We start from the raw sequence: 20,538 nt of genomic DNA, 5'->3' as shown, positions 1-20,538 counted from the left end.
GGGGCGCGGATGGGAAAGCCGGCTTACGGCGAGGCGGGTGATCATGGTCGAGGGGCGGTTTGACCGCCATCAAGGCGTATGGCGCGCGCTCGGCCTAAGGGTTGCCATCGACCTTGAGGGAGCCTGCCCATGGACTTCGGCCTTTCCGAGCGTGAGACCATGTGGCGCGACCGCGTGCGGACCTTCATGGCGGCCCACGTCTATCCCGCCATCCCGGTCTATCAGAAGCAGACCGACCGCGAGGGCGCGGCCCGCTGGAGCGTCATCCCGATCGTCGAGGAACTGAAGGCGCGCGCCTTTTCCGAGGGGTTGTGGAATCTGTTCCTCAATCCGTCGGAGCAGGACGACGACGAGTTCAAGGGGCCGGGCCTCAGCAACCTCGAATACGCGCTGTGCGCCGAGGAGATGGGCCGGGTCGGCTTCGCCTCGGAGGTGTTCAACTGCTCGGCGCCGGACACCGGCAACATGGAGGTGCTGCGCCAGTACGGCTCGGCCCGCCAGAAGGCCCAGTGGCTGCGTCCCCTGATGGACGGCGAGATCCGCTCGGCCTTCCTGATGACCGAGCCAGACGTGGCCTCCTCCGACGCCACCAACATCCAGACCTCGATCCGCCGCGACGGCGACAGCTACGTCATCAACGGCCGCAAGTGGTGGTCGTCGGGCATCGGGGATCCGCGCTGCAAGCTCGCCATCCTGATGGGCAAGACCGACCCCGAGGGCGCCCGCCATTCCCAGCAGTCGCAGATCCTGATCCCCACCGACGCGCCGGGCTTCGAGGTGGTGCGCATGCTGCCGGTCTTCGGCTATGACGACGCCCCCCACGGCCACGCCGAGGTGATGCTGCGCGACGTCCGCGTTCCCGTGGAGAACCTGATCCTGGGGGAGGGGCGCGGCTTCGAGATCGCCCAGGGGCGGCTCGGCCCCGGCCGCATCCACCACTGCATGCGCGCGCTCGGCGCCACCGAGGTGGCCCTGGAGAAGATGGTCGACCGCCTGCTCTCCCGCGTGGCCTTCGGCAAGAGGCTGGCCGACCAGTCGGTCTGGGAGGAACGGATCGGCGAGGCGCGGCTGGAGATCGAGATGACCCGGCTGCTGTGCCTGAAGGCCGCCGACATGATGGACAAGGTGGGCAACCAGGCCGCCCAGCTGGTGATCGCCATGATCAAGGTGGCCGCGCCGCGCACCGCCCTGAAGGTGCTGGACGCCGCCATGCAGGCCCACGGCGGGGCGGGGATGTCGGAGGACTTCGGCCTGGCCCGGGCCTATGCCGGCATGCGCGCCCTGCGGATCGCCGACGGCCCCGACGAGGTGCATAAGCGGGCCATCGCCAAGCTGGAGATGGGCCGCCACGGCGCCCGCCTGAGGGCCTGGCGCGACGGGGCGCCGCTGGACGCCGGGCAGGTCCCGAAGCCGGCCTAGACCCACAAATTCTGGAACCTGATCTCCCATGAAGACCGGCATCGACGAGCGGCTGCCCTTCCACCCGCTGAACATCGCGGTCCTGACCATCTCCGACACCCGGACCCAGGTCACCGACACCTCCGGCGGCCTGCTGGTCGATCGTCTGACAAGCGCCGGTCACGTCCTGGCTGGTCGGGCCATCGTGGCCGACGAGGTGGAGGCCATAGCGGCCCAGGTCCGCGCCTGGGCGGCGGCGGCCGAGGTCGACGTCATCCTGACCACCGGCGGCACCGGATTCTCGCCGCGCGACGTGACGCCCGAGGCGGTCCAGCCCCTGCTGGACCGGACCATGGACGGCTTCTCGGTGGTGTTCCACCAGGCCAGCCGGGACACGGTGGGGGTCTCGACCCTGCAGTCGCGCGCCCTGGCCGGCCAGATCGGTGAGACCTTCATCTTCTGCGTGCCCGGCTCGACCGGCGCCTGCAAGGATGCCTGGGACCTGGTGCTGGCCGAGGAGTTCGACAGCCGCTTCCGCCCCTGTTCCCTGGTGGGCCAGATCCCGCGCTATCGGGGCGTCTGCAATTGATCAGCTTCGACGACGCCACGGCCCTGGTCGCGGGTCTGGCCCGCGCCCTCCCGAGCGAACGGGTGAGGCTCGACCAGGCCGACGGCCGGGTCCTGGCCGCGCCCCTCCTGGCGCGCCACGCGTCGCCGGCCGCGGCGGTGTCGGCCATGGACGGCTATGCGGTGCGGGAGGCCGATGTCTCCCTGGGCGCCGTCCGGCTTCCGGTGATGGGGACCGCCTTCGCGGGCCGAGGCTTCGACGGCCCGCTCGCGCCCGGCGCCTGCGTGCGGATCTTCACCGGCGCCCCCGTGCCGGCCGGGGCCGACCGCGTCGTCATGCAGGAGGCGGTGGGCGACGAGGGCGAACTGGCCTTCTTTCCGCAAGCTCCGTGCGGGGGGCGGCACCTTCGCGCCGTCGGTTGTGATTTCCAGGCCGGCGACCAGTTGGTGGCCGCGGGCCTGCGCCTGACCCCGCAGCGCCTGGTCGCCGCGGCCGCCGCCGACCTGGCCGAACTTGAGGTGGTGGCACGGCCGAGGGTGATGATCCTCAGCACCGGCGACGAATTGCATGAACCCGGGCATGGCCCGGGCGGAGGGGCGTCGATCCCCGAGAGCGTCTCCTTCGGTCTGGCCGCCCTGGTCCGCGCCTGGGGCGGCGAGGTGATCGGGCGTCGGCGGACCGGCGATGATCTGTCCGTCTTGCAGGCGGCGGCGGGCGAAGCCCTGCGGGCCGCCGACCTGGTGGTGGTCACCGGCGGGGCCTCGGTCGGGCAGCGGGACTACGCCAAGGCGATGTTCACGCCCTTCGGCCTGGACTGCGCCTTCGCCAAGGTGGCCATCAAGCCCGGAAAACCTGTCTGGCTCGGACGCGCCGGCGGCAGGCTGGTGGTGGGCCTGCCCGGCAATCCCACCGCGGCCCTGGTGACGGCGCGCCTGCTGCTGGCGCCCCTGATCGCGGGCCTGGGCGGGCAGGATCCGAACCGGGCCCTGGCTTGGCGCGAGGCGCCCCTGGCCTTGGCCCTGGCGGCGTGCGGCGATCGGGAAACCTTCGTGCGGGCGCGGAACACACCAGCTGGTGTCGCGCCCCTGCCGGACCAGGATTCTTCGTCGCAGAAGGCGCTGGCCCTTGCCGACGCGCTCATCCGCCGTCGCCCCGGCGACCCCGCCGCCGCGATTGGGGACAGGGTCGAGGTTCTCGATTTCTGAAGAGCCTCAGGCCGGGCTCACAGGAAGTGAAGGAAGAGGACGTCGTTCTCCAGGCGCATGTGCTCGCGCAGGTCGCGGTCGAGCTTGCGGCAGGCCTGGGAGAGCGCGCGCCAGGTCTGGCAGGCGCCCTGAGGAGGGGTGAAGTCCTTGGTGAGGGTCTCCAGGCGGGCCAGCTGCTCATAGACGTCGCCGTGCTCGGACATCATGCGCGAGATAGGGAAGCGCAACACGCCGCAGGAGCCGGCCAGCATGGTGGGGAAGAGGATGTTCTCCTCCTTGCGCTGGTGGCCCTCCAGGTCGTCGGACATGATCGCCAGGTGGTCGGCGAGGCCTCGGGGGCAGGCGGGATCGGCGGCGTGGACTCGCTCGACGGTGCGCGCCAGATCGATCGCCTTGGGGAACTCCCGGCGATGGGTCTCGTGATAACGCTCCAGGATGTGCTCGATCAGCCCCGCGACGGCGCGGTGGGCGGCCTTGTCGCCCCGGCCGGCCAGGGTCAGGTCGCGCTCAAGCTTCTCCACTGTCGTCAGGGGACCCTGGACGCGGAAGATGTCATTGGCCTCGGGGGATCGCTTGACCAGCTCGCGGGCCCAGAGGTTGAGTCCGGGGGTGGGGATCGGGATCATATCGGCCTCCTCAATGAGGTCAGCCTAGGCCGCCCTCGTCGCGCGCGCATTGAACGTGGCCGGACGCTGGCTTGATCTTCGCCAAGTGGAGGCCTGGCCGATTTGGCGGCCTGCGACACCCATTGCGCGTCCGGGACGCCGCAGGGAATCGGACAGCCTCGCTCTCCCACGCAGAGAGACCGCCATGGCCTTCGACAATCCCTTCGCCGGAGAAATCTGGTCCAGCAAGTACCGCTTCGCCCCGCCCGGCGGGGGAGGGGACGCCACCCTCAACGAGACCTGGGCCCGTGTCGCCCGCGCGGTAAGCGAGCCCGAGGCGCCCGAGCGCCGCGAGGCTTTCCGCGCCGAGGTGATGGAGGCCCTGACCGACTACAGGTTCCTGCCGGCCGGCCGCATCCTCGCGGGGGCCGGCACCCAGCGGTCGGTGACCCTGTTCAACTGCTTCGTCATGGGGGTGATCCCCGACGACCTGGGCGCCATCTTCGAGCATGTCCGCGAGGCCGCCGTCACCCTCCAGCAGGGCGGCGGGGTGGGCATGGACTTCTCCTCCGTGCGGCCGAGCGGGGCCCTGGTCCGAGGCGTCGGCGCCGACGCCTCGGGGCCGCTCAGCTTCATGGATGTGTGGGACTCCATGTGCCGCACCATCCTCTCGGCGGGCCAGCGCCGCGGGGCGATGATGGGCTGCCTGCGCATCGACCACCCCGACATCGAGGCCTTCATCGACGCCAAGCGCGAGCCTGGCCGCCTGCGCAACTTCAACCTCTCGGTCCTGGTGACCGACCCCTTCATGCAGGCCCTGGCGGCGGACGCCGAATGGCCGCTGGTGTTCGACGGCAAGGTCCACCGCAATGTGCGGGCCGCCGACCTCTGGGCGCGGCTGATGACCGCCACCTACGACGCGGCCGAACCCGGCGTGATCTTCATCGACCGGGTCAACGCCAACAACAACCTGGCCTATTGCGAGGAGATCCTGGCCAGCAATCCCTGCGGCGAGCAGATGCTGCCGGCCTATGGCGCCTGCCTGCTGGGATCCCTCAACCTGGCGCGGCTGGTGGAGGCGCCGTTCTCCGACGCCGCGGTGCTGGACGAGGCGCGTCTGGGCGGACTGACCCGGACGGCGGTGCGCATGCTGGACAATGTCATCGACATCTCGCGCTTCCCGCTTGAGGCCCAGGCCGCCGAGGCCCGGGCCAAGCGGCGGATCGGCATCGGCGTCACCGGCCTGGCCGACGCCCTGCTGTTCTGCGGCGCCCGCTATGGCCGGGACGAGGCCGTGGCCCTGACTCAGCGCTGGCTTGGAGTGATCAAGCGCGAGGCCTATCGCGCCTCGGCGCAGCTGGCCGCCGAGAAGGGCTGCTTCCCGCTCTACGACCCGCAAATCCTCGACCGACCCAACCTGCTGAGCCTGGACGAGGAGACCCGCGCCCTGATCGCCCGGCATGGGCTGCGCAACGGCTGCCTGACCTCCATCGCGCCGACGGGCACCACCTCGCTGCTGGCGGGGAATGTCTCCTCCGGCGTCGAGCCGGTCTTCGCCTATGCCTATACCCGCAAGGTGCGTCAGCCCGACGGGTCGTCGCGCGACGAGCAGGTGGAGGACTATGCCCTGGCCGTCTGGCGGGGGCTGAAGGGCGACGCCCCGCCGCCGCCGGAGCTGTTCGTCAGCGCCCAGGACCTGACGCCCGCCGACCATCTGCGCATGCAGGCCGCGGCCCAGGCCTGCATCGACAGCTCCATCTCCAAGACCGTCAACTGCCCGGAAGACATCGCCTTTTCCGACTTCTCGCAGATCTACCTGGAAGGCTACCGCCTGGGCTGCAAGGGCCTGACCACCTATCGGCCCAACGCCGTCACCGGCTCGGTGCTGTCGGTCGCCCCCGCGCCAGAAGCGGCGCCTGCGCCCGAGCCAAAGCTCTCGCCCCGGCCCGACGTCCTGGAAGGCGCCACCTACAAGATCAAATGGCCCCAGAGCGCGCACGCGGTCTATGTGACCATCAACGACGCCGACACCGGCGAGGGGCCGCGGCCCTTCGAGATCTTCGTCAATTCCAAGAACATGGAGCACTACGCCTGGACGCTGGGCCTGACGCGGATGATCTCGGCGGTGTTCCGCCGGGGCGGCGACGTCTCCTTCGTGGCCGAGGAGTTGAAAGCGGTGTTCGATCCGAGCGGCGGCGGCTGGATCGACGGGCGCTACGTGCCCTCGCTGCCGGCGGCCATCGGCGGGGTGATCGAGCGCCACCTGAGGATCGAGGCCGCCGCCGCGCCGGCCCATGCCGCGGCGGTTCCTCACGCGCACACCTCCGGCAAGGCCTGCTGCCCGCAGTGCGGCGGGCTCGAACTCGTCCGCAAGGAGGGCTGCGACACCTGTTTCGGCTGCGGCTACTCCAAATGCGCGTGAGCTGCGCCGGCGCTTGATGTCCGACAAGCGCGGCGGGCGGAGACGGGGCTAGAAGGAGGGCCTGTCCCCTGGAGCGTGACAGCCTGAAGTGGATACCGGTTCAGGCGTCCGTCACGCTCCAAACATAAGAAAACGTCCGGAGTCCGTCATGGCCACCGCCGCCGATCGGCGCGCCTACCGGGGGCCCAAGCTCTTCAGCTATGGCTTCCGCCCCTTCTTCCTCGCCGCCTCGATCTGGGCGGCGCTCGTTGTCCCCCTCTGGCTGTTGTCCTTCACCGGCTATCTGCCCTGGGCCGCGCTCTCCCGCGAATGGCACATCCACGAGATGCTGTTCGGGGTGCTGGCCGGCATCGTCGCCGGCTTCCTGCTGACCGCCGTCCCCAATTGGACCGGCCGCATGCCGGTGATGGGGGCGCCGCTGGCGGCCCTGGCGGCCCTGTGGCTGGCTGGACGCCTGGCCATGCTGGCGGCGATCGAACTGGGGGTCTGGGCCAGCGTGATCGACAGCGCCTTCCTGGTGGTGTTCGCAGGCGTGGTCTGGCGCGAGGTCCTGGCTGGGCGCAACTGGCGCAATCTGGCCGTCTGCGGCCTGGTCACCGTGCTCGCCTGCGCCAACATCGCCTTCCACCTGGGCGCCCTGGCGCCGGAGGCGGCAGGCCAGCGGGCCGCGCTCGGCGCCATCGCCCTGCTGATCGCCCTGATCGGCGGCCGGGTCACCCCCAGCTTCACCCGTAACTGGCTGAGCCAGCGTGACGCTGGCCCGCTGCCCGCCCCCGCCGACCGGGCCGACATGGCCGCCCTGATCCTCACCACCCTGGCGGTGGCCGCCTGGGTGGCGGCTCCCGAAACCCCCCTGGCCGGCGCGCTGCTGACCGCTTCGGGTCTCGCGGCCCTGGCCCGCCTGGCGCGCTGGCAGGGCCTGCGGACCCTGACCGAGCCCCTGGTCTGGGTCCTCCACCTTGGCTACGCCTGGCTGGGGGTCGGCCTGATCCTGATCGGCCTCACCATCCTGGCGCCCGACATCGTTCCGCGCACGGGGGGCGTCCACGCCCTCACCGCCGGCGCGGTGGGGGTCATGACGCTCGCCATGATGACCCGGGCCACCCGCGGCCACAGCGGGCGGCCCCTGGTCGCCGACGGCTGGACGCTGGCCATCTATCTGCTGGTCAACACCGGGGCCCTGGTGCGGGTTTGCGCCGGCTTCGGCGGGCCGCCGGTCTTGCTGGCGACCTCCGGCGTCCTGTGGAGCGCCGCCTATGGCGGCTTCGCCCTGGCCTATGGGCCAATGCTGCTGGGCTGGCCCGCCCGTCCGCGTCGCGGGGCCATGCCGGCTTAACCGAAGTCAAGGCGCGGGCCCTCAGCCGTCATACCCAGGGCGACCGCGGCCCCCTAGGCTCACCCTTGATCCGCCCGTTGTGCGCGACGCCATTCCTCCCTCCGGCGTCGGCTTGGGTGACGTCGACACCGGCGAACCGCCGGGTCTTGGGGCGCCGGGAAACCGGCGCCTCTTCTGTCCCGTGAGGAACCTGTCCCATGGACCCCCTGATCGACGGGTTCGGCCGCCGCTTCCGCTACCTGCGTCTCTCGGTGACTGAGGTCTGCAACTTCCGCTGCACCTACTGCCTGCCCGACGGCTATCGGAAGATCGCCGGGCCCGCCTTCCTCGGCGTCGACGAGATCGGCGCCCTGGCCTCCACCTTCCAGCGGCTGGGGATCGAAAAGGTGCGGCTGACCGGTGGGGAGCCGACGGTTCGCAAGGACATCGGCCAGATCATCGCCCGGGTCGCCGAGGTCCCCGGGATCGCCAAGGTCGCCATGACCACCAACGGCTGGAACCTGGACCGCCATGTGGCCGGCTGGCGCGCCGCGGGCCTGACCAATCTCAATGTCTCCATCGACACCCTGGACCGAGACGCCTTCACCCGCCTCACGGGCCACGACCGCCTCGGCCAGGTGGTGGCCGGCCTGGACCAGGCCCTGGCCATCGGGGTCCCGAGCGTGAAGGTCAACGCGGTTCTGCTTCGGGACAGCCTGGAGAACGGCTTCGCCGATTTCGCCGAGTTCGTCCGCCGGCGTCCCGTGGCCGTCCGCTTCATCGAGCTGATGCGCACGGCCGACAACGCCGCCTATTTCGCCGACCAGCATGTCAGCGGCGAGAGCCTGAAGGCCTGGCTGGCGCGGGGGGGCTGGAGCGCCCGGGCGCGGGCCTCCGACGATGGCCCGGCGACGGAGTATGAGCATCCGGACTTCGCCGGACGGATCGGCCTGATCGCCCCCTATGGCGCCGGGTTCTGCGACGGCTGCAACCGCCTGCGGGTCACCGCCCAGGGCCTCCTGCGGCTGTGCCTGTTCGGGCAGGGCGGGGTGGATCTGCGCGATCTGCTGGCGGCCGAGGCGGGGGCGGGGGCTTCAGACCAGCTGGAGGCGCGGATCGCCCAGGCCCTGACGGGCAAGGCCAGCGGCCATGACTTGGCCCGCGGCCAAGCGGGGGACACCCGCAACCTGGCGCAGTTTGGGGGCTAGAGCCTGTTAATGTGTAGAGCGTGACGGGCGCCTGAACCGGCAGCCACTTCAGGCTGTCACGCCTAGCGCCCCTCCTGCTCCAGCAGCAGCTCCAAGCCGCGATCCATCTCCGCCCGCTGCTCGGGCGTGAACAGGGGGTAGCGCCTGGCCTTCGTGCTGGCCGCGGCGCTGATCTCCTGGTCGGTGACGAAGATGATCTGGCCCTGATAGGCGCCGGTCATGGGAATCTTGTGCTTCAGGCGCAGGCCCTCGAGCTGGACGGCGCAGGCCTGCAGGTTCTCGACGCTGTTGGTCATGGGCTTGAAGTCCTGGGCGCCGTTCATGCCCTCGGCCAGCCGCCAGCAGACGCCGGTGTGGGTCGGGGGCTTCAGCGGCCTGTCGCAGGCGGCGAGCGCCAGCAGGATCGACCCGATCACAACCGCCCGCATCTTCAGTAGTCCTTGCGCCAACGCACGGCGAGCTTGCCGTCCCCCTGGCCGGCCAGCTTGGAGATGATGGACAGGTTCTTGCCGATGCGCCACTCCACCTGGGCCGAGGGGCCGGTGCGGCCGCCGCCGGTGAGTTCCAGATAGACGTCGTCGGTCAGATACTTGCCGCCGGAAATTGTCATACCGCTTTCGCCGCCGCCCCCCAGGGCGAGGCGGTCGAGGCCGGCGAAGGTGCGCAGGTTGCCGATGACGTCGAAGCCGCCGCCGCCGGCCAGGGACGAGAGCGCCGAGGCCAGCTGGGCGGCCTCCAGGGGGGAGAGCTGCGAGGCCGAGCGGCCGAACAGCACCTGGGACAGCACCTCGTCATTGGGCAGGACCGGGGTGGAGGTGAGCGTGATCTCCGGCTTGGCCGCCGTGCCGCGGATGCTGACCACGGCTGTCAGCGCCGGGTCGTCGCGGGTGGCCGACAGGCTGAGGCGGATGTCGCGGGGCGAGGTGGCCAGATAGACCACGCCGCGCTGGTCGAACTCGAACCGCTTGCCGGCGAAGTCGTAGTCGCCGCGCACCACGCGGGCGACGCCCGACAGCACCGGCTTGTTGGTGGTGCCGCCGACATGGGCGTCGAGGGACAGCTCCACGTCCAGGCCGCGGCCGCGCAGATAGATCCGGCGCGGGGCGGTCAGGGTGACGTCGAGATTCATCCCCAACCCCTGGCGGACCACGGCCTGCTGGGCCGTCCCCAGGTCGATGGGCTTGTTGACCTCGATGACGTCCATGGGGACCACGCCGGAGGGGGTCGGGGTGCGGGCAGAGACGTCGGCGCGTTCCACCAGCAGCTTGCCGGCCAGGCGGACCTTGCCGCCGGCGTCGCGGTCCAGGGTGACCTGGCCGCTGGCCGAGGCGGTGGCCTGGTCGTTGTCGATCAGCCGGAAGCCTATGAGGTCGAGCTTGAAGGTGCTGACCCCGTCCTGGCTGATCCGGCCCGAGCCGGTGGCCGAGCCGCCATGGCCGTCGGCGCCGGTGGCGCGGGTCACATTGATCACGTTGTCGGTGAGGGTGGCGCGCATGACCACCTCGCGCAGGACCAGACCGGTCGCCCCGTCGGAGAACCGGCCGTCATCCACCGAAGCCTCGCCCCGGGTCCTGATGTCGGCCAGGGAGCCGCTCAGGGTCCCGTCCAGGCGCACGCGGCCGGCCAGCTCCCGCTCCCCGCCCACCAGCAGGTCCCAGAGCGGCTTGACCTCGCCGTCGGCGAAGACGTGGCCGCGCAGCGGCTTCTGGCGATTGATGGCGACGCGGAAGGGCGCGGCCGAGGCCTCCGCCGGCAACACCAGATTCGCGTTGGCCTTCAGGCCGGAAGGATTGGTGAAGGCCGCGTCGAGGGTCATGCTGCTGTCGGCCAGCCGGGCGTTCAGCGTGCCGTCCAGGCCCTGGGAGGTCGGCGAGCCCCGGCCCCGCGCCCCGTCCAGCCTGGCGGTCATCACGCCGTCCAGGCGGGCGCCCCGGCCCGACAGGGACAGGCTGGCGTCGACCTTGCCGGTGAGGTCCTCGTTGAACAAACCGAGGCCCAGCTGGCGGATCTGGGCGCGGACCTCGGCGCTGTCGCCGGCCAGCTTGGCGTCCAGGTCGATCTGACCGCCCTCGGCGGCCGCCAGCCGCAGCCGGGCGCTGCGCTCGGGCCCGCCGAAGCGGAAGGTGGCGGTCTCCACGGTCTTCAGGTCGCGGCGTCCGTAGCGGCCCTGGCCGTCGAAGGTCAGGAGGCGGCCGGGCTTGGTGTCGGTGAGCAGGCCCCGGCCATCCAGGCTCCAGCCGCCGTTGCGCGACATCCCCGCGGCCTGGGCCTGATAGGGCAGCCGGGCGAGCAGGCCATCGGCGGTGACGTGGGCGGTGCGGATCTCCAGCTGGGCGCCGGGGGGAATCGCCTTCTCGGCGCGCAGGTCGAGACTGGCGCGGGGGCCGCCTGGGGCGTCGACGATCTTCACCGCCCCGGTGACGGTTCCGGCGGCCAGGAAGGCGCCCTTGGAAAGCGCGATCTTGAGATCGGCGGACGACGGGGCGCTGCGGCGCAGGGAGAGCGCGCCCGAGGCCTTCAGCCCGCCGGCGTCCACCGCCAGGTCGCTGAGGTCCACCCCGCCCTGCGGGAAGCGGAAGGCGGCCTTGCCCACCGCGGGCCCGTACGCGCTGGCCGCCGCCAGGGTGACCAGGCCGCTGGAGCCGTCGGGGCGGCGCATGAAGGTGAGCGTCATGTGGGCGGCCTTGAGCGGCAGGCGGGGCACGTCGAGGGCGTCGAAATCGGCCAGCAGGTCGGCGCGGGGCTCGGCCAGGGTTCCGGTGATGGCGCCCGAGCCCTTGGCCTTGCCGGTGATCTCCACAGGACCGGCGCGGAAGGGACCGTCGGCGGTCCAGTCCAGCTTGAACTTCAGGGCGCCGTCGGCCTCGCGCACCCCGGCCCCGGAGGCCTTCACGGCCGCGCCCTTGAGGTCGGCGCTGGCCAGGGAGAGCTTGGCGCCCTCGATATTGCCCGTGGCCGAGAGGCTGGGGGCGCCGCCCAGCAGGCGGTCGAGCTCGGCGTAGCCGGAGGCGAACCTGGCGCCCTTGGCGTCGGCCGACAGGGTCCAGGGCTTACCGGGGCCAGACTGGGTGGCGCTCCAGGTGGCGAGCGCCGAGCCGCTGGCGCCGGGCCGGGCCGCGGCCAGGTTCGAGACCTCGGCGCGACCCTTGAAGTTGAGGCCGCCGATCAGACCGCGGCCGCCGCTGGCCTGGACCTTCAGCCCCGCCCCCGTGGCCTGGAGATCGCGCAGGGCAAGCCGCCCATCGGCCAGGCGCTGGCCATCGAAGGTCGCCACCGGCTTGGCGCCGAGCACCGCGGCCAGCAGGCCGGTCCCCTGCCCGCCCGCGCCCGTGGCCGTCGCCTTGACGCCCCAGACCTTGGCCTTGCGGGTGAGCTGCAGCGGACCGGTGATCCGATCCAGGCCGTAGGATCCCAGCTTGAAGCCAGTGATGGCCACATCGCCGGCGAAGCGCAGGTCGTCGAGAGTCCCCGTGAGCACGCCGACGGCGCGGGACGGGCCCATCTGGGGGCCGCCGCTGATCTGCGACAGGTTGGGGGTGTCCAGGGTCAGCGCCAGGCCCTTGGGCCCCAGGCGGCGCTCGCCGAGATTGCCCTTGCCCTTGGCGGTGACGGCGAGGTTGGCCGAGGTCGCGCGGGCCGACAGGTCGTAGAGGGCGGGCTCGGCCCGGGTCCCGGTGAGGACGAACAGGGCCTCGGGCCCCAGCCGCGCGGCCAGCTTGCGGGTCAGGGTCGAGGCGGTCAGCAGGATCTTGCCGCTGGCCTCCCCGCCCTTCGGGGTCCAGGCGCCCTGGATGTCGATGGGCTTGGTGACGCCGGAGCTGGCGAAGGCGATCAGGCGGCCTTCCGAGGTCTTGCCGGTGGCGCTGACCTGGAGGTCGAAGGGCTGGTCGGCGGGCAGGCCGACGGCGCCGGCCAGCGCCCCGCCCTGGGCCTCGTGGGCGTTGGCCACCAGCAGCAGAGGCCGCTTCTTGTTGACGTCGAACTGGACCGCCAGGCGATCGCCGGGATGCAGCACGCTGCGGACGGAGATCATCCCCTGCTGGCCGCCGCCGGCGCGGCGGACATCGAGGTCGCCGGTGAGGTCGAACACGCCGCGCACCGAGGAGAAGGCGGGCTTCATCTCCAGCCGGGCCTGGATCAGGTCGATGTCGAAGGAGACCGGCAGGCCACGCGACTTCTGCTTGGGCGTCAGGGTCGGGCGGCGCAGGACGGTGACCTGCTGGGCGGTGACCGTCTCGGCATGGAAGTTTCGCGTAAGGAGTTCAGCATAGTGCCATGAGATTTCGAGCTTCCTGGCTTCGAGCCAGATCCCCTTCTCGTCGGAGATGGTCAGCCGGGCGATGGTGAAGTCGCGCCAGACGTCGCCGGCCAGGCCCTCGATCCGCAGCTTGCCGAAGCGGCCGAGCTTCAGCCCATTGGCGCGGGCCTCGATGAGCAGCCGCCCCTGGGGCAGCAGGACGCCATAGCGGGTGGTGAGCAGGACGCCGCCCAGGACGATGGCGATGATGGCGCAGATGGCGACGATGGCCTTGGGCAGGCCGCGGCTCTTGGCGACCTTCACCACCTCCTCGGCCACCTCGTGGGCGACCTCGGCGACGGTCTCCTCGATGTCTGACGGGCCGGTCAAAAGCTCTGTCCGATGCTGAGATAGACCTGGAACGGGGCGTCACCCCGGCGTTTCTCCAGCGGGATGGCGATGTCGGCGCGGATGGGGCCGAAGCCCAGGTCGTAGCGCACGCCCAGGCCCGCCCCCAGGCTGAGGTCCTTGCCGCTGGGGATCTGGTCGGAGCCCACGGAACCGGCGTCCACGAAGGCCACAACGCCCCAGCGCCTGCCGATCTTCTGGCGCAGTTCCACCGAGGCCTCCAGCACGGCCAGTCCCCCCTGCGGGGTGTTGTCGGCCAGGCGCGGACCGATGGCCTGGTAGGCGTAGCCGCGCACCGAGCCGCCGCCGCCGGAATAGAACCGCCGGGAGGCCGGGACCTCCGGGATCAGGCCCCCGACGATGGAGCCCGCCTTCAGGCGGCCGGCCAGGACCGTGCGGCCCTTCTCGTCGAAGGGGACGTAGATGGAACCCTGGGTCTGGGCCTTGAGGTACGGCAGGGTGTCGGCGCCCACGATCAGGGTCGGCTCCAGCCGCGCCTCCACCCGCCAGCCGCGCTTGGGATCCAGCGGATCGTCGGAGCGGTCGAGGGCCATGGCCCCCAGCACCGAGGCGGTCACCAGCTTGCGGCCCAGCGACGACAGGGTCCCGGCCTGCCGCTCCTGCGTCTGGCTGTAGTCCAGGGAGGCGCCCACGGTGACATAGGAGGTCTTGCCGTAGCGCCGCTCCACGTCGGCGCGGACCCCGACCCCAGTCTCGTCATAGGCGTCGGTGCGGACGCGGTAGAGGCCGGCCTGGCCCTTCAGGGTCTGCTGGGCGCGGCGCCAGTGCGGCAGGGTCAGCTCGGCGCCCAGGCGGCTGTCCACCGTCGAGGCGCGGCCGTAGTAGGAGAGCGTGTCGGCGCGGCCCAGCACGTTGTAGCGGGTCCAGCGGGCGTCGGCGCCGGCGCCCTCGCTGGTGGAATAGCTGGCGCCCAGTTCGAGGGTCCGGCGCTTGCGGTCGGCGATGCTGACGATGACCGGACGCAGGCCGTCGGGGGTCGCCTTCTCCTTGCCGGCCAGGGCGACGGTAACGCTGTCATAGACCCCGGTATCCAGCAGCCGGCGCTCCAGCTCGCCGACGTCGTCGGGATCGTAGGCGTCGCCGACCTTCCAGGGGGCCAGGTTCTTCAGCCAGGCGGTGTTGGTGCGGCCCGGCGTCACCAGCTCGACGCCGTCCAGGCGCACCAGCTCGCCCGAGACGATGCGGAAGGTGGGCCGCACCGACTGGTCGGCGTGGTCGACGATCACCTGGCGCTCGCCCGGCGCGACATCGGCATAGCCGCGCTTCTGGACCGCGGCCAGGATGCGGCCCTCGGCGCCCAGGACGTCGGCGGCGCGGCCGGCCTGACCGTTGGCGAGGCCCATCACCGCCTCCCCGGCCAGTTGCACGCCGGGATCGGGTTCGGGGGCGATCCACTCGACCTTGGGATCCTGGATCCGGAAGCGCTGGCCCGGCGTCACCCGCACGATGGGCTGGGCCGGTTCGGTCTCGGTGACGTCGGCCTCGACGGCGTTGGCGTAGTAGCCCTCCGAGCGCAGGACGGCGACGGCGTCCTCGGCGGCCTCGCGGGCGCGGCGGCGGGCTTCGAAGCGGTTCTCGATAGGCTTGTCGGTCTCGCCCACCGCGACGCCAATAGCGGCGCGCAGGCTGTCGCTCAGCTCGCCCTCGACGGCGGCCTTCGGCGCCGCGGCGCGCGCGGAACCCGCCGCCCCCTGAGCGCAAAGCGCCGCCGAGGCGGCGACGGCGAAGACCAGTCGTCCCAACGTCAAGATTCCCCTGCCGCCCCCGTCCTGGGGTCTACAGCGGGTCGCCTAAGATTGTCACCCCGCCCGTCGCGCGGAAGGTGCTTTCAAACCAGGCGGAAGCCTGCCCAAATAGTGGGCAGTCCCCGCCACGACGCTCGCCGATTCCGAAAAGCCGCCCCTTTGGCCAAGGCGCTCCCTAGGGTCGGAACCAGGTCGCGGCGGAAGGATTATCTCAAGGTGGAGTGGGGCGTGGCGACGGCGCGAAGAACGGGTGACACCAACGCCGTAGAGCCGCCATCCGGGGCGGCGACGCCCTATGACGAGATGATCACGGCGTCCGGCGACGTGCGCGACCATTACGCGGCCCTCGATCAGCGCATCGCCACCCTGGCCCAGGAGGACATGTCCGAGCGGCAGAGGACACTGGAGCGGTTCTTCCTGCTGCAGGGCATCACCTTCACCGTCTACGGGGCCGAGAGCTCCACCGAACGGATCATCCCCACCGACCTTCTGCCCCGGATCATCCCGGCCGAGGAATGGGCGACCATCGAGAAGGGCCTGACCCAGCGCCTGCGGGCCCTGAACATGTTCCTGGCCGACATCTATGGCGAGCAGCAGATCCTGATGGACGGGGTGGTGCCGCGCGAGCTGGTGCTGATGGCCCCCTCCTACCGGCGGGAGATGCAGAATCTCTATGTGCCGCACCAAGCCTACGCCAATGTCTGCGGCTCGGATCTGATCCGCCAGCCGGACGGCGCCTTCGCCGTGCTGGAGGACAATCTGCGGGTGCCCTCCGGCGTCTCCTACATGCTGGCCAACCGCGAGGCCTCGAAACGGACCTTCCCAGGCACCTTCCGCGCCTCCAACGTGCGGGCCATCGACCGTTATCCGGACCTGCTGCTCTCGACCCTTAAGGGCATGGCGGCCGACTGGCGGCCCAATCCCCAGGTCGTGGTGCTGACGCCAGGGGTCTACAATTCGGCCTATTACGAGCATGCCTATCTGGCCCGGCTGATGGGGGCGCCCCTGGTGGAGGGCCGCGACCTCGTGGTCCATGACAACATGGTCTACATGCGGACTACCACCGGCCTGCGGCGCATCGACGTGATCTACCGGCGGGTGGACGACGACTTCATCGACCCCCTCACCTTCCGCCGAGACTCAGGCCTCGGGGTCGCGGGCCTGTTCAACGCCTACCGGGCCGGCAATGTGGTGATCTGCAACGCGCCGGGCACCGGAGTGGCCGACGACAAGGCGGTCTATGCCTATGTCCCGGAGATCATCAAATACTACCTGGGCGAGGACGCCATCCTGCCCAATATCGAGACCTTCCTCTGCCGCGAGCCGGCCCAGCTGAGCCATGTGCTGGCCAATCTCGACAAGCTGGTGGTCAAGGCCGTCGGCGCGTCCGGCGGCTACGGCATGCTGATCGGGCCCCACGCCAGCGCCCAGGAGCGCAGCGACTTCGCCGACGCCCTGCGAGCCGATCCGGCCAACTACATCGCCCAGCCCACCATCCAGCTCTCCACCGCGCCTTGCCTGATCGACGGCCAGATCGACCCGCGCCACGTCGACCTGCGGCCCTTCATCCTGTCGGGCGAGAAGATCATCGTGACGCCGGGGGCGCTCACCCGCGTGGCCCTGAAGAAGGGCTCCCTGGTGGTGAACTCCAGCCAGGGCGGGGGCTCCAAGGACACCTGGATCCTGGCCGGCGACAGCAAGGACGTTCAGCCATGATGCTCGCCCGCGTGGCCGACAGCCTCTACTGGATGGGGCGCTATGTGGAGCGCGCCGAGCACATGTGCCGCCTGTCGGACGTGATGCTCAACGCCACCCTCGATCGCACCGAGGCCGCCAGCCAGGTGGCCCGCATCGTCCTGGCCGCCGTGGGCGACAACGATCCCTCCAAGGCCAATGCGCCCTATGACGCGGCCCTGTCCCTGGCTCTGGACCGGGAGGATGGCGGCTCGATCACCACCTCGCTGTCCCGCGCCCGGGAGAACGCCCGCCAGGTGCGCGACCAGATCACCAGCGAGACCTGGGAACGGCTCAACCTGATCTATCTGCGGGTCACCGGCCCGGGGGCGGCCAAGCAGTTCGCCGACGGCTCCTCGGCCTTCCTACATGACATCATCGCCGACCTGCACCTGTTCAAGGGCGCCGCCGACGCCACCATGAGCCACGGCGAGGGCTGGCGGTTCCTGTTGCTGGGGGTCTATCTGGAGCGGGCCCAGCTGATCGGCCGCCTGCTGGAGGTCTGTTTCGGCGACCGCCGCCGGCCGCTCACCGACCACTTCGCGCTCACCAGCCTGCTGCGCATGAGCTGCGCGCTGGAGCCCTATCTGCGGCGCTACACCGCCGACGTGCGGCCCGAGCTGATCCTGGAATTCCTGATGTTCGACGAGGATTTCCCCCGCTCGATCCGCTTCTCCACCGCCCGCATCGAGGAACACCTGTCGGCGGCCAGCCGCTATGTGGACGCCGGTCACGCCGGGCCCGAGCGCCTGGCCGGTCGCCTGAAGGCCCGCCTGCAATATGCCGACGTGGAGAACATGGAGCTGGTGGGCGCCGGCGCCCTGCTGTCGACCGTGCTGGACGAGTGCCAGGCGATCCACACCGCGATCTACGACACCTTCGTCGCCTATTCCCTCGAGATGCGGTTGCCAGCCTGATGCTTTTGGAAGTGCGCCACGTCACCCAGTACCACTACGCCGCCAATGTGCGCGAAAGCGTCATGGAGCTGTGGATGCAGCCCCAGAAGGGCGCCCGCCAGCGGCTGGTGAGCTTCGACCTGGAGCTGGACCCGCCGGCCCAGCTGTTCTCCTACGCCGACGCCTTCGGCAACGCCGTCTACCATTTCGACGTGCCCCAGCCCCATGACCGGCTGAGCATCCTGGCCCGCTCGGCGGTGGAGACCCAGGCGCCGGCCGCCCTCCCCATCGCCCTGGACACCGGCGAGTGGGACCGGCTGAAGAGCGACTTCGTGCGCGGCGAGAACTTCGACTTCCTGCACCATCACGGCTTCGCGGTGGAAACCCAGGCCCTGAGGACCTTCGTGGCCGAGAGCGGCATCGACCAGCTGCGGGTGCGCGACCCGCTGACCGCCGTGCGCGAGCTCTCCACCATCATCTACCAGTCCTTCGGCTACGAGGCCGGCGTCACCGACGCCGAGAGCCCCATCGACCTGGCGCTGAACGCCAAGCGCGGCGTCTGCCAGGACTTCGCCCACATCATGATCGCCATCTGTCGCTCCTGGGGAATCCCGGCGCGTTATGTCTCGGGCTACCTGTTCACCGACCGCAAGGGCGGGGACCGCTCCGACCCGGACGCGACGCACGCCTGGGTGGAGGTCTTCCTGCCCTCCCTACGCTGGGTGGGTCTGGACCCCACCAACAATGTCGAGGCCGGAGAGCGCCACATCGCCGCCGCCGTGGGCCGGGACTACAACGACGTGCCGCCGTCGCGGGGGGTCTACAAGGGCGAGGCCGAGAGCCAACTGGCGGTGGGGGTGTCGGTGCGCCGGGCGCGGGCGGCGCTCACCGAGCCTGAGTTCATCCGGGTGGCCCAGCCGTCCTTCAACCGCACGGGCCGCCGACGCGCCGCGCCCGGGTCACTGCAGTACGATCAGCAACAGCAACAACAGCAGTAGGCCGGCCTCCTTAAGGCGAGGCGCCAACACCCGCCCGTCAGGGTGGAACCAATCGCCGTGTCAATCCTTGACACAGGGTGGCTCCCTGGAGGCGTCGCCTCATGCCCATTCGCAAGACCATGACCGTGTCGTTCGCCCCGGAGTTGGCGAACTGATGCCCGGCGAAGAGGCGAAGTCCATCAAGCAGGAACGAGCCGAAGCCGACGTCGGGGGCTTTCAAGACGGCCTCGGCCCCTTCGTCGTCGCCGCCGAGACGACCAGAATGGCGATGGTGTTCACCAACGCGAAGGAAGCCGGCAACCCGATCATCTTCGCCAACGACAGCTATCTGTCGCTCACCGGCTACGCGCGTGAGGAAGTGATGGGCCAGAGATTCAATTTCCTGTTGGCGCAGGCCGCCGACCCGCAGGTGCTGACGCAGGTGAAGGCCGCCTTCGCCAGTGGCGCCGCGGGCTTTGATGTCGAGTATCGCCGCAAGGACGCCAGCACGTTCTGGGCCTCCACCTTCATCAGTCCAGTCCGCGATAAGGTCGGCGCGATCGTGGAGCACTTTGTCTCGCTGGCCGACCTCAGCCGGCACAAGCGAGAGGAGGACCGGCTCCGCTTTCTCCTGGACGAGTTGAACCACCGGACACAGAACACGCTGGCCACCGTGCAGGCGATCGCCGCCCAGACCCTGCGCGCGGCGATCGACAAGGACGTCTACGACCTGTTCGAAGGCCGGATTCTGGCGCTGTCGAAGGCCCACGGCCTGCTGGGGCGTGAGAACTGGCAGGCGCTCAGCCTGCGCGACGTTCTCGACCAGATACTGGAGCCTTTTGGGCTCGGCGACCGCCGGGTCACGCGGTTCGTCCTCCAGGGCGAGGACATGACGCTGCCTCCCAAGGCCGCCTTGACCCTCGCGATGGTGTTCCACGAGTTGGCCACCAACGCCGTGAAGCATGGGGCTTTCTCCAACGGCGGCGGACAGATCGACATCAGCTGGCAGGTTGAGCCAAGTCCGCAGGGGCGCTCGATGCGGCTGCAGTGGCGGGAAAGCGGCGGGCCGCCGGTGACGGCGCCTCTCCACAAGGGCTTCGGGTCGCGCCTGATCCAGACCGGACTGGCGCAGGCCATCGACGGACAGGTGCGCCTCGACTATGCGCGCACCGGACTGACTTGCGAGATCGTCATGCCGCTGCCCCAGGCCCCAACCCATGGATAGTCCCCTCACCGGCTGCCGCGTCCTCCTGGTGGAGGACGAGATGATCGTGTCCTGGATGCTGGAAGACATGCTCAACGAGCTGGGCTGCGAAGTGGTTGGCCCTGTCGCGCGCATCGATCTGGCGTTGGCGATCATCGACGCCCAGGCCATCGGCGCGGCGGTGCTCGACGTGAACCTCAATGGACAGTTCAGCTACCCCATCGCCGACGCGCTCACGGCACGCGGCGTGCCCTTCGTCTTCTCGACAGGCTATGCCAAGGACAGGCTGCTGGCCGCCTACAGAGACTGCCCGGTCTTGCAGAAACCCTTTCAGCGTTCGGACTTGGGCGAGACCCTGGCGGGACTGCTGACGCCAGAAGGGCCGGTCATGGGCGAACCAAGGCCGGCTGCCGTTGAGGCGGCGCCTTGAGCGATCGCGGACGTGTCGGCCCCCTCAATCAGCGGGGTGCGAGGTCGGCTACACCAAGCGGAAGAGCGTCAGTCCGAGCAGGAAGGCGCCCACCGCGATGAAGCCGATCTCGACCATCATCGCGCGCCGTGGCGAGGTGCGGAGGGTCACGAGAAATCGGAGTAG

The 20,538-nt window shown here is 70.4% G+C and carries 15 protein-coding genes; 11 read left to right on the top strand and 4 right to left on the bottom strand.

Annotated elements, in window-relative coordinates:
- The first annotated feature begins 129 nt into the window (after nucleotides 1–129).
- The 3 genes from Q7T09_RS11100 to Q7T09_RS11090 are packed head-to-tail and all read left to right on the top strand — an operon-like array spanning nucleotide 130 to nucleotide 3,171.
- Complete coding sequence (locus Q7T09_RS11100) at nucleotides 130–1,419, top strand: acyl-CoA dehydrogenase family protein (RefSeq protein ID WP_304699681.1); 1,290 nt, start codon at nucleotides 130–132, stop codon at nucleotides 1,417–1,419.
- Between the two features lie 28 nt (nucleotides 1,420–1,447).
- A complete protein-coding gene (moaB, locus tag Q7T09_RS11095; protein WP_304699679.1) occupies nucleotides 1,448–1,987 on the top strand; it encodes a molybdenum cofactor biosynthesis protein B in 540 nt (179 codons plus the stop codon).
- Entirely contained in the window at nucleotides 1,984–3,171 is a 1,188-nt protein-coding gene (locus Q7T09_RS11090) for a molybdopterin molybdotransferase MoeA (protein ID WP_304699677.1), read from the top strand. The genes moaB and Q7T09_RS11090 overlap by 4 nt, the downstream gene beginning before the upstream one ends.
- A gap of 17 nt (nucleotides 3,172–3,188) precedes the next feature.
- On the opposite strand, the gene Q7T09_RS11085 is transcribed toward Q7T09_RS11090, so the two are convergent.
- Nucleotides 3,189–3,797 carry a hemerythrin domain-containing protein gene (locus Q7T09_RS11085; RefSeq protein ID WP_304699675.1) on the bottom strand — a complete coding sequence of 203 codons (609 nt, stop codon included), beginning with the start codon at nucleotides 3,795–3,797 and terminating at the stop codon, nucleotides 3,189–3,191.
- 184 nt (nucleotides 3,798–3,981) lie between these two features.
- Here Q7T09_RS11085 and Q7T09_RS11080 point away from each other — a divergent pair, with 184 nt between their 5' ends.
- The 3 genes from Q7T09_RS11080 (at nucleotide 3,982) to moaA (ending at nucleotide 8,721) form a co-directional block, all read left to right on the top strand.
- Complete coding sequence (locus Q7T09_RS11080; RefSeq protein ID WP_304699673.1) at nucleotides 3,982–6,198, top strand: adenosylcobalamin-dependent ribonucleoside-diphosphate reductase; 2,217 nt, start codon at nucleotides 3,982–3,984, stop codon at nucleotides 6,196–6,198.
- A gap of 148 nt (nucleotides 6,199–6,346) precedes the next feature.
- Nucleotides 6,347–7,534 carry an NnrS family protein gene (locus tag Q7T09_RS11075; protein ID WP_304699672.1) on the top strand — a complete coding sequence of 396 codons (1,188 nt, stop codon included), beginning with the start codon at nucleotides 6,347–6,349 and terminating at the stop codon, nucleotides 7,532–7,534.
- Between the two features lie 197 nt (nucleotides 7,535–7,731).
- Entirely contained in the window at nucleotides 7,732–8,721 is a 990-nt protein-coding gene (gene moaA / locus Q7T09_RS11070; protein ID WP_304699671.1) for a GTP 3',8-cyclase MoaA, read from the top strand.
- Between the two features lie 62 nt (nucleotides 8,722–8,783).
- Here moaA and Q7T09_RS11065 read toward each other — a convergent pair whose 3' ends face one another.
- The 3 genes from Q7T09_RS11065 to Q7T09_RS11055 are packed head-to-tail and all read right to left on the bottom strand — an operon-like array spanning nucleotide 8,784 to nucleotide 15,135.
- Entirely contained in the window at nucleotides 8,784–9,149 is a 366-nt protein-coding gene (locus Q7T09_RS11065; protein WP_304699669.1) for a hypothetical protein, read from the bottom strand.
- Nucleotides 9,150–9,151: 2 nt separating this feature from the next.
- Nucleotides 9,152–13,348 (bottom strand): translocation/assembly module TamB domain-containing protein, encoded by a 4,197-nt coding sequence (locus Q7T09_RS11060; RefSeq protein WP_304699667.1) that lies wholly within the window; start codon nucleotides 13,346–13,348, stop codon nucleotides 9,152–9,154.
- Complete coding sequence (locus Q7T09_RS11055) at nucleotides 13,345–15,135, bottom strand: autotransporter assembly complex family protein (protein WP_370689235.1); 1,791 nt, start codon at nucleotides 15,133–15,135, stop codon at nucleotides 13,345–13,347. The genes Q7T09_RS11060 and Q7T09_RS11055 overlap by 4 nt, the downstream gene beginning before the upstream one ends.
- A 300-nt stretch (nucleotides 15,136–15,435) precedes the next feature.
- Here Q7T09_RS11055 and Q7T09_RS11050 point away from each other — a divergent pair, with 300 nt between their 5' ends.
- From Q7T09_RS11050 to Q7T09_RS11030, 5 genes are all read left to right on the top strand, one after another.
- Complete coding sequence (locus Q7T09_RS11050; protein WP_370689236.1) at nucleotides 15,436–16,848, top strand: circularly permuted type 2 ATP-grasp protein; 1,413 nt, start codon at nucleotides 15,436–15,438, stop codon at nucleotides 16,846–16,848.
- Nucleotides 16,845–17,783, top strand: a complete 939-nt coding sequence (locus Q7T09_RS11045; protein WP_304699665.1) for an alpha-E domain-containing protein — start codon at nucleotides 16,845–16,847, stop codon at nucleotides 17,781–17,783. The genes Q7T09_RS11050 and Q7T09_RS11045 overlap by 4 nt, the downstream gene beginning before the upstream one ends.
- Nucleotides 17,783–18,760 carry a transglutaminase family protein gene (locus Q7T09_RS11040; protein WP_304699663.1) on the top strand — a complete coding sequence of 326 codons (978 nt, stop codon included), beginning with the start codon at nucleotides 17,783–17,785 and terminating at the stop codon, nucleotides 18,758–18,760. Before Q7T09_RS11045 ends, Q7T09_RS11040 begins: the two co-directional genes overlap by 1 nt.
- 154 nt (nucleotides 18,761–18,914) lie before the next feature.
- Nucleotides 18,915–19,964: an HWE histidine kinase domain-containing protein gene (locus Q7T09_RS11035; RefSeq protein WP_304699661.1), complete on the top strand. Its 1,050-nt coding sequence runs from the start codon at nucleotides 18,915–18,917 to the stop codon at nucleotides 19,962–19,964.
- The gene (locus tag Q7T09_RS11030) at nucleotides 19,957–20,373 is read left to right on the top strand and encodes a response regulator (protein WP_304699659.1); all 417 of its coding nucleotides are present in this window, start codon (nucleotides 19,957–19,959) and stop codon (nucleotides 20,371–20,373) included. The genes Q7T09_RS11035 and Q7T09_RS11030 overlap by 8 nt, the downstream gene beginning before the upstream one ends.
- Nucleotides 20,374–20,538: the final 165 nt, after the last annotated feature.

Source organism: Phenylobacterium sp., from assembly GCF_030645195.1.
Lineage (GTDB): Bacteria > Pseudomonadota > Alphaproteobacteria > Caulobacterales > Caulobacteraceae > Phenylobacterium.
The sequence above is the reverse complement of the archived record's forward strand: the minus strand, read 5'-3'. Positions and strand labels throughout refer to the sequence as shown.

Excerpts from the sequence above, each read along its gene's own strand:
- Q7T09_RS11080 (WP_304699673.1), top strand. The coding sequence starts at position 3,982 with ATGGCCTTCGACAATCCCTTCGCCGGAGAAATCTGGTCCAGCAAGTAC.
- Q7T09_RS11030 (WP_304699659.1), top strand. The coding sequence starts at position 19,957 with ATGGATAGTCCCCTCACCGGCTGCCGCGTCCTCCTGGTGGAGGACGAG.
- Q7T09_RS11045 (WP_304699665.1), top strand. The coding sequence starts at position 16,845 with ATGATGCTCGCCCGCGTGGCCGACAGCCTCTACTGGATGGGGCGCTAT.
- moaB (WP_304699679.1), top strand. The coding sequence starts at position 1,448 with ATGAAGACCGGCATCGACGAGCGGCTGCCCTTCCACCCGCTGAACATC.
- Q7T09_RS11065 (WP_304699669.1), bottom strand. The coding sequence starts at position 9,149 with ATGCGGGCGGTTGTGATCGGGTCGATCCTGCTGGCGCTCGCCGCCTGC.
- Q7T09_RS11035 (WP_304699661.1), top strand. The coding sequence starts at position 18,915 with ATGCCCGGCGAAGAGGCGAAGTCCATCAAGCAGGAACGAGCCGAAGCC.
- Q7T09_RS11100 (WP_304699681.1), top strand. The coding sequence starts at position 130 with ATGGACTTCGGCCTTTCCGAGCGTGAGACCATGTGGCGCGACCGCGTG.
- Q7T09_RS11085 (WP_304699675.1), bottom strand. The coding sequence starts at position 3,797 with ATGATCCCGATCCCCACCCCCGGACTCAACCTCTGGGCCCGCGAGCTG.
- Q7T09_RS11075 (WP_304699672.1), top strand. The coding sequence starts at position 6,347 with ATGGCCACCGCCGCCGATCGGCGCGCCTACCGGGGGCCCAAGCTCTTC.
- moaA (WP_304699671.1), top strand. The coding sequence starts at position 7,732 with ATGGACCCCCTGATCGACGGGTTCGGCCGCCGCTTCCGCTACCTGCGT.
- Q7T09_RS11050 (WP_370689236.1), top strand. The coding sequence starts at position 15,436 with ATGATCACGGCGTCCGGCGACGTGCGCGACCATTACGCGGCCCTCGAT.
- Q7T09_RS11040 (WP_304699663.1), top strand. The coding sequence starts at position 17,783 with ATGCTTTTGGAAGTGCGCCACGTCACCCAGTACCACTACGCCGCCAAT.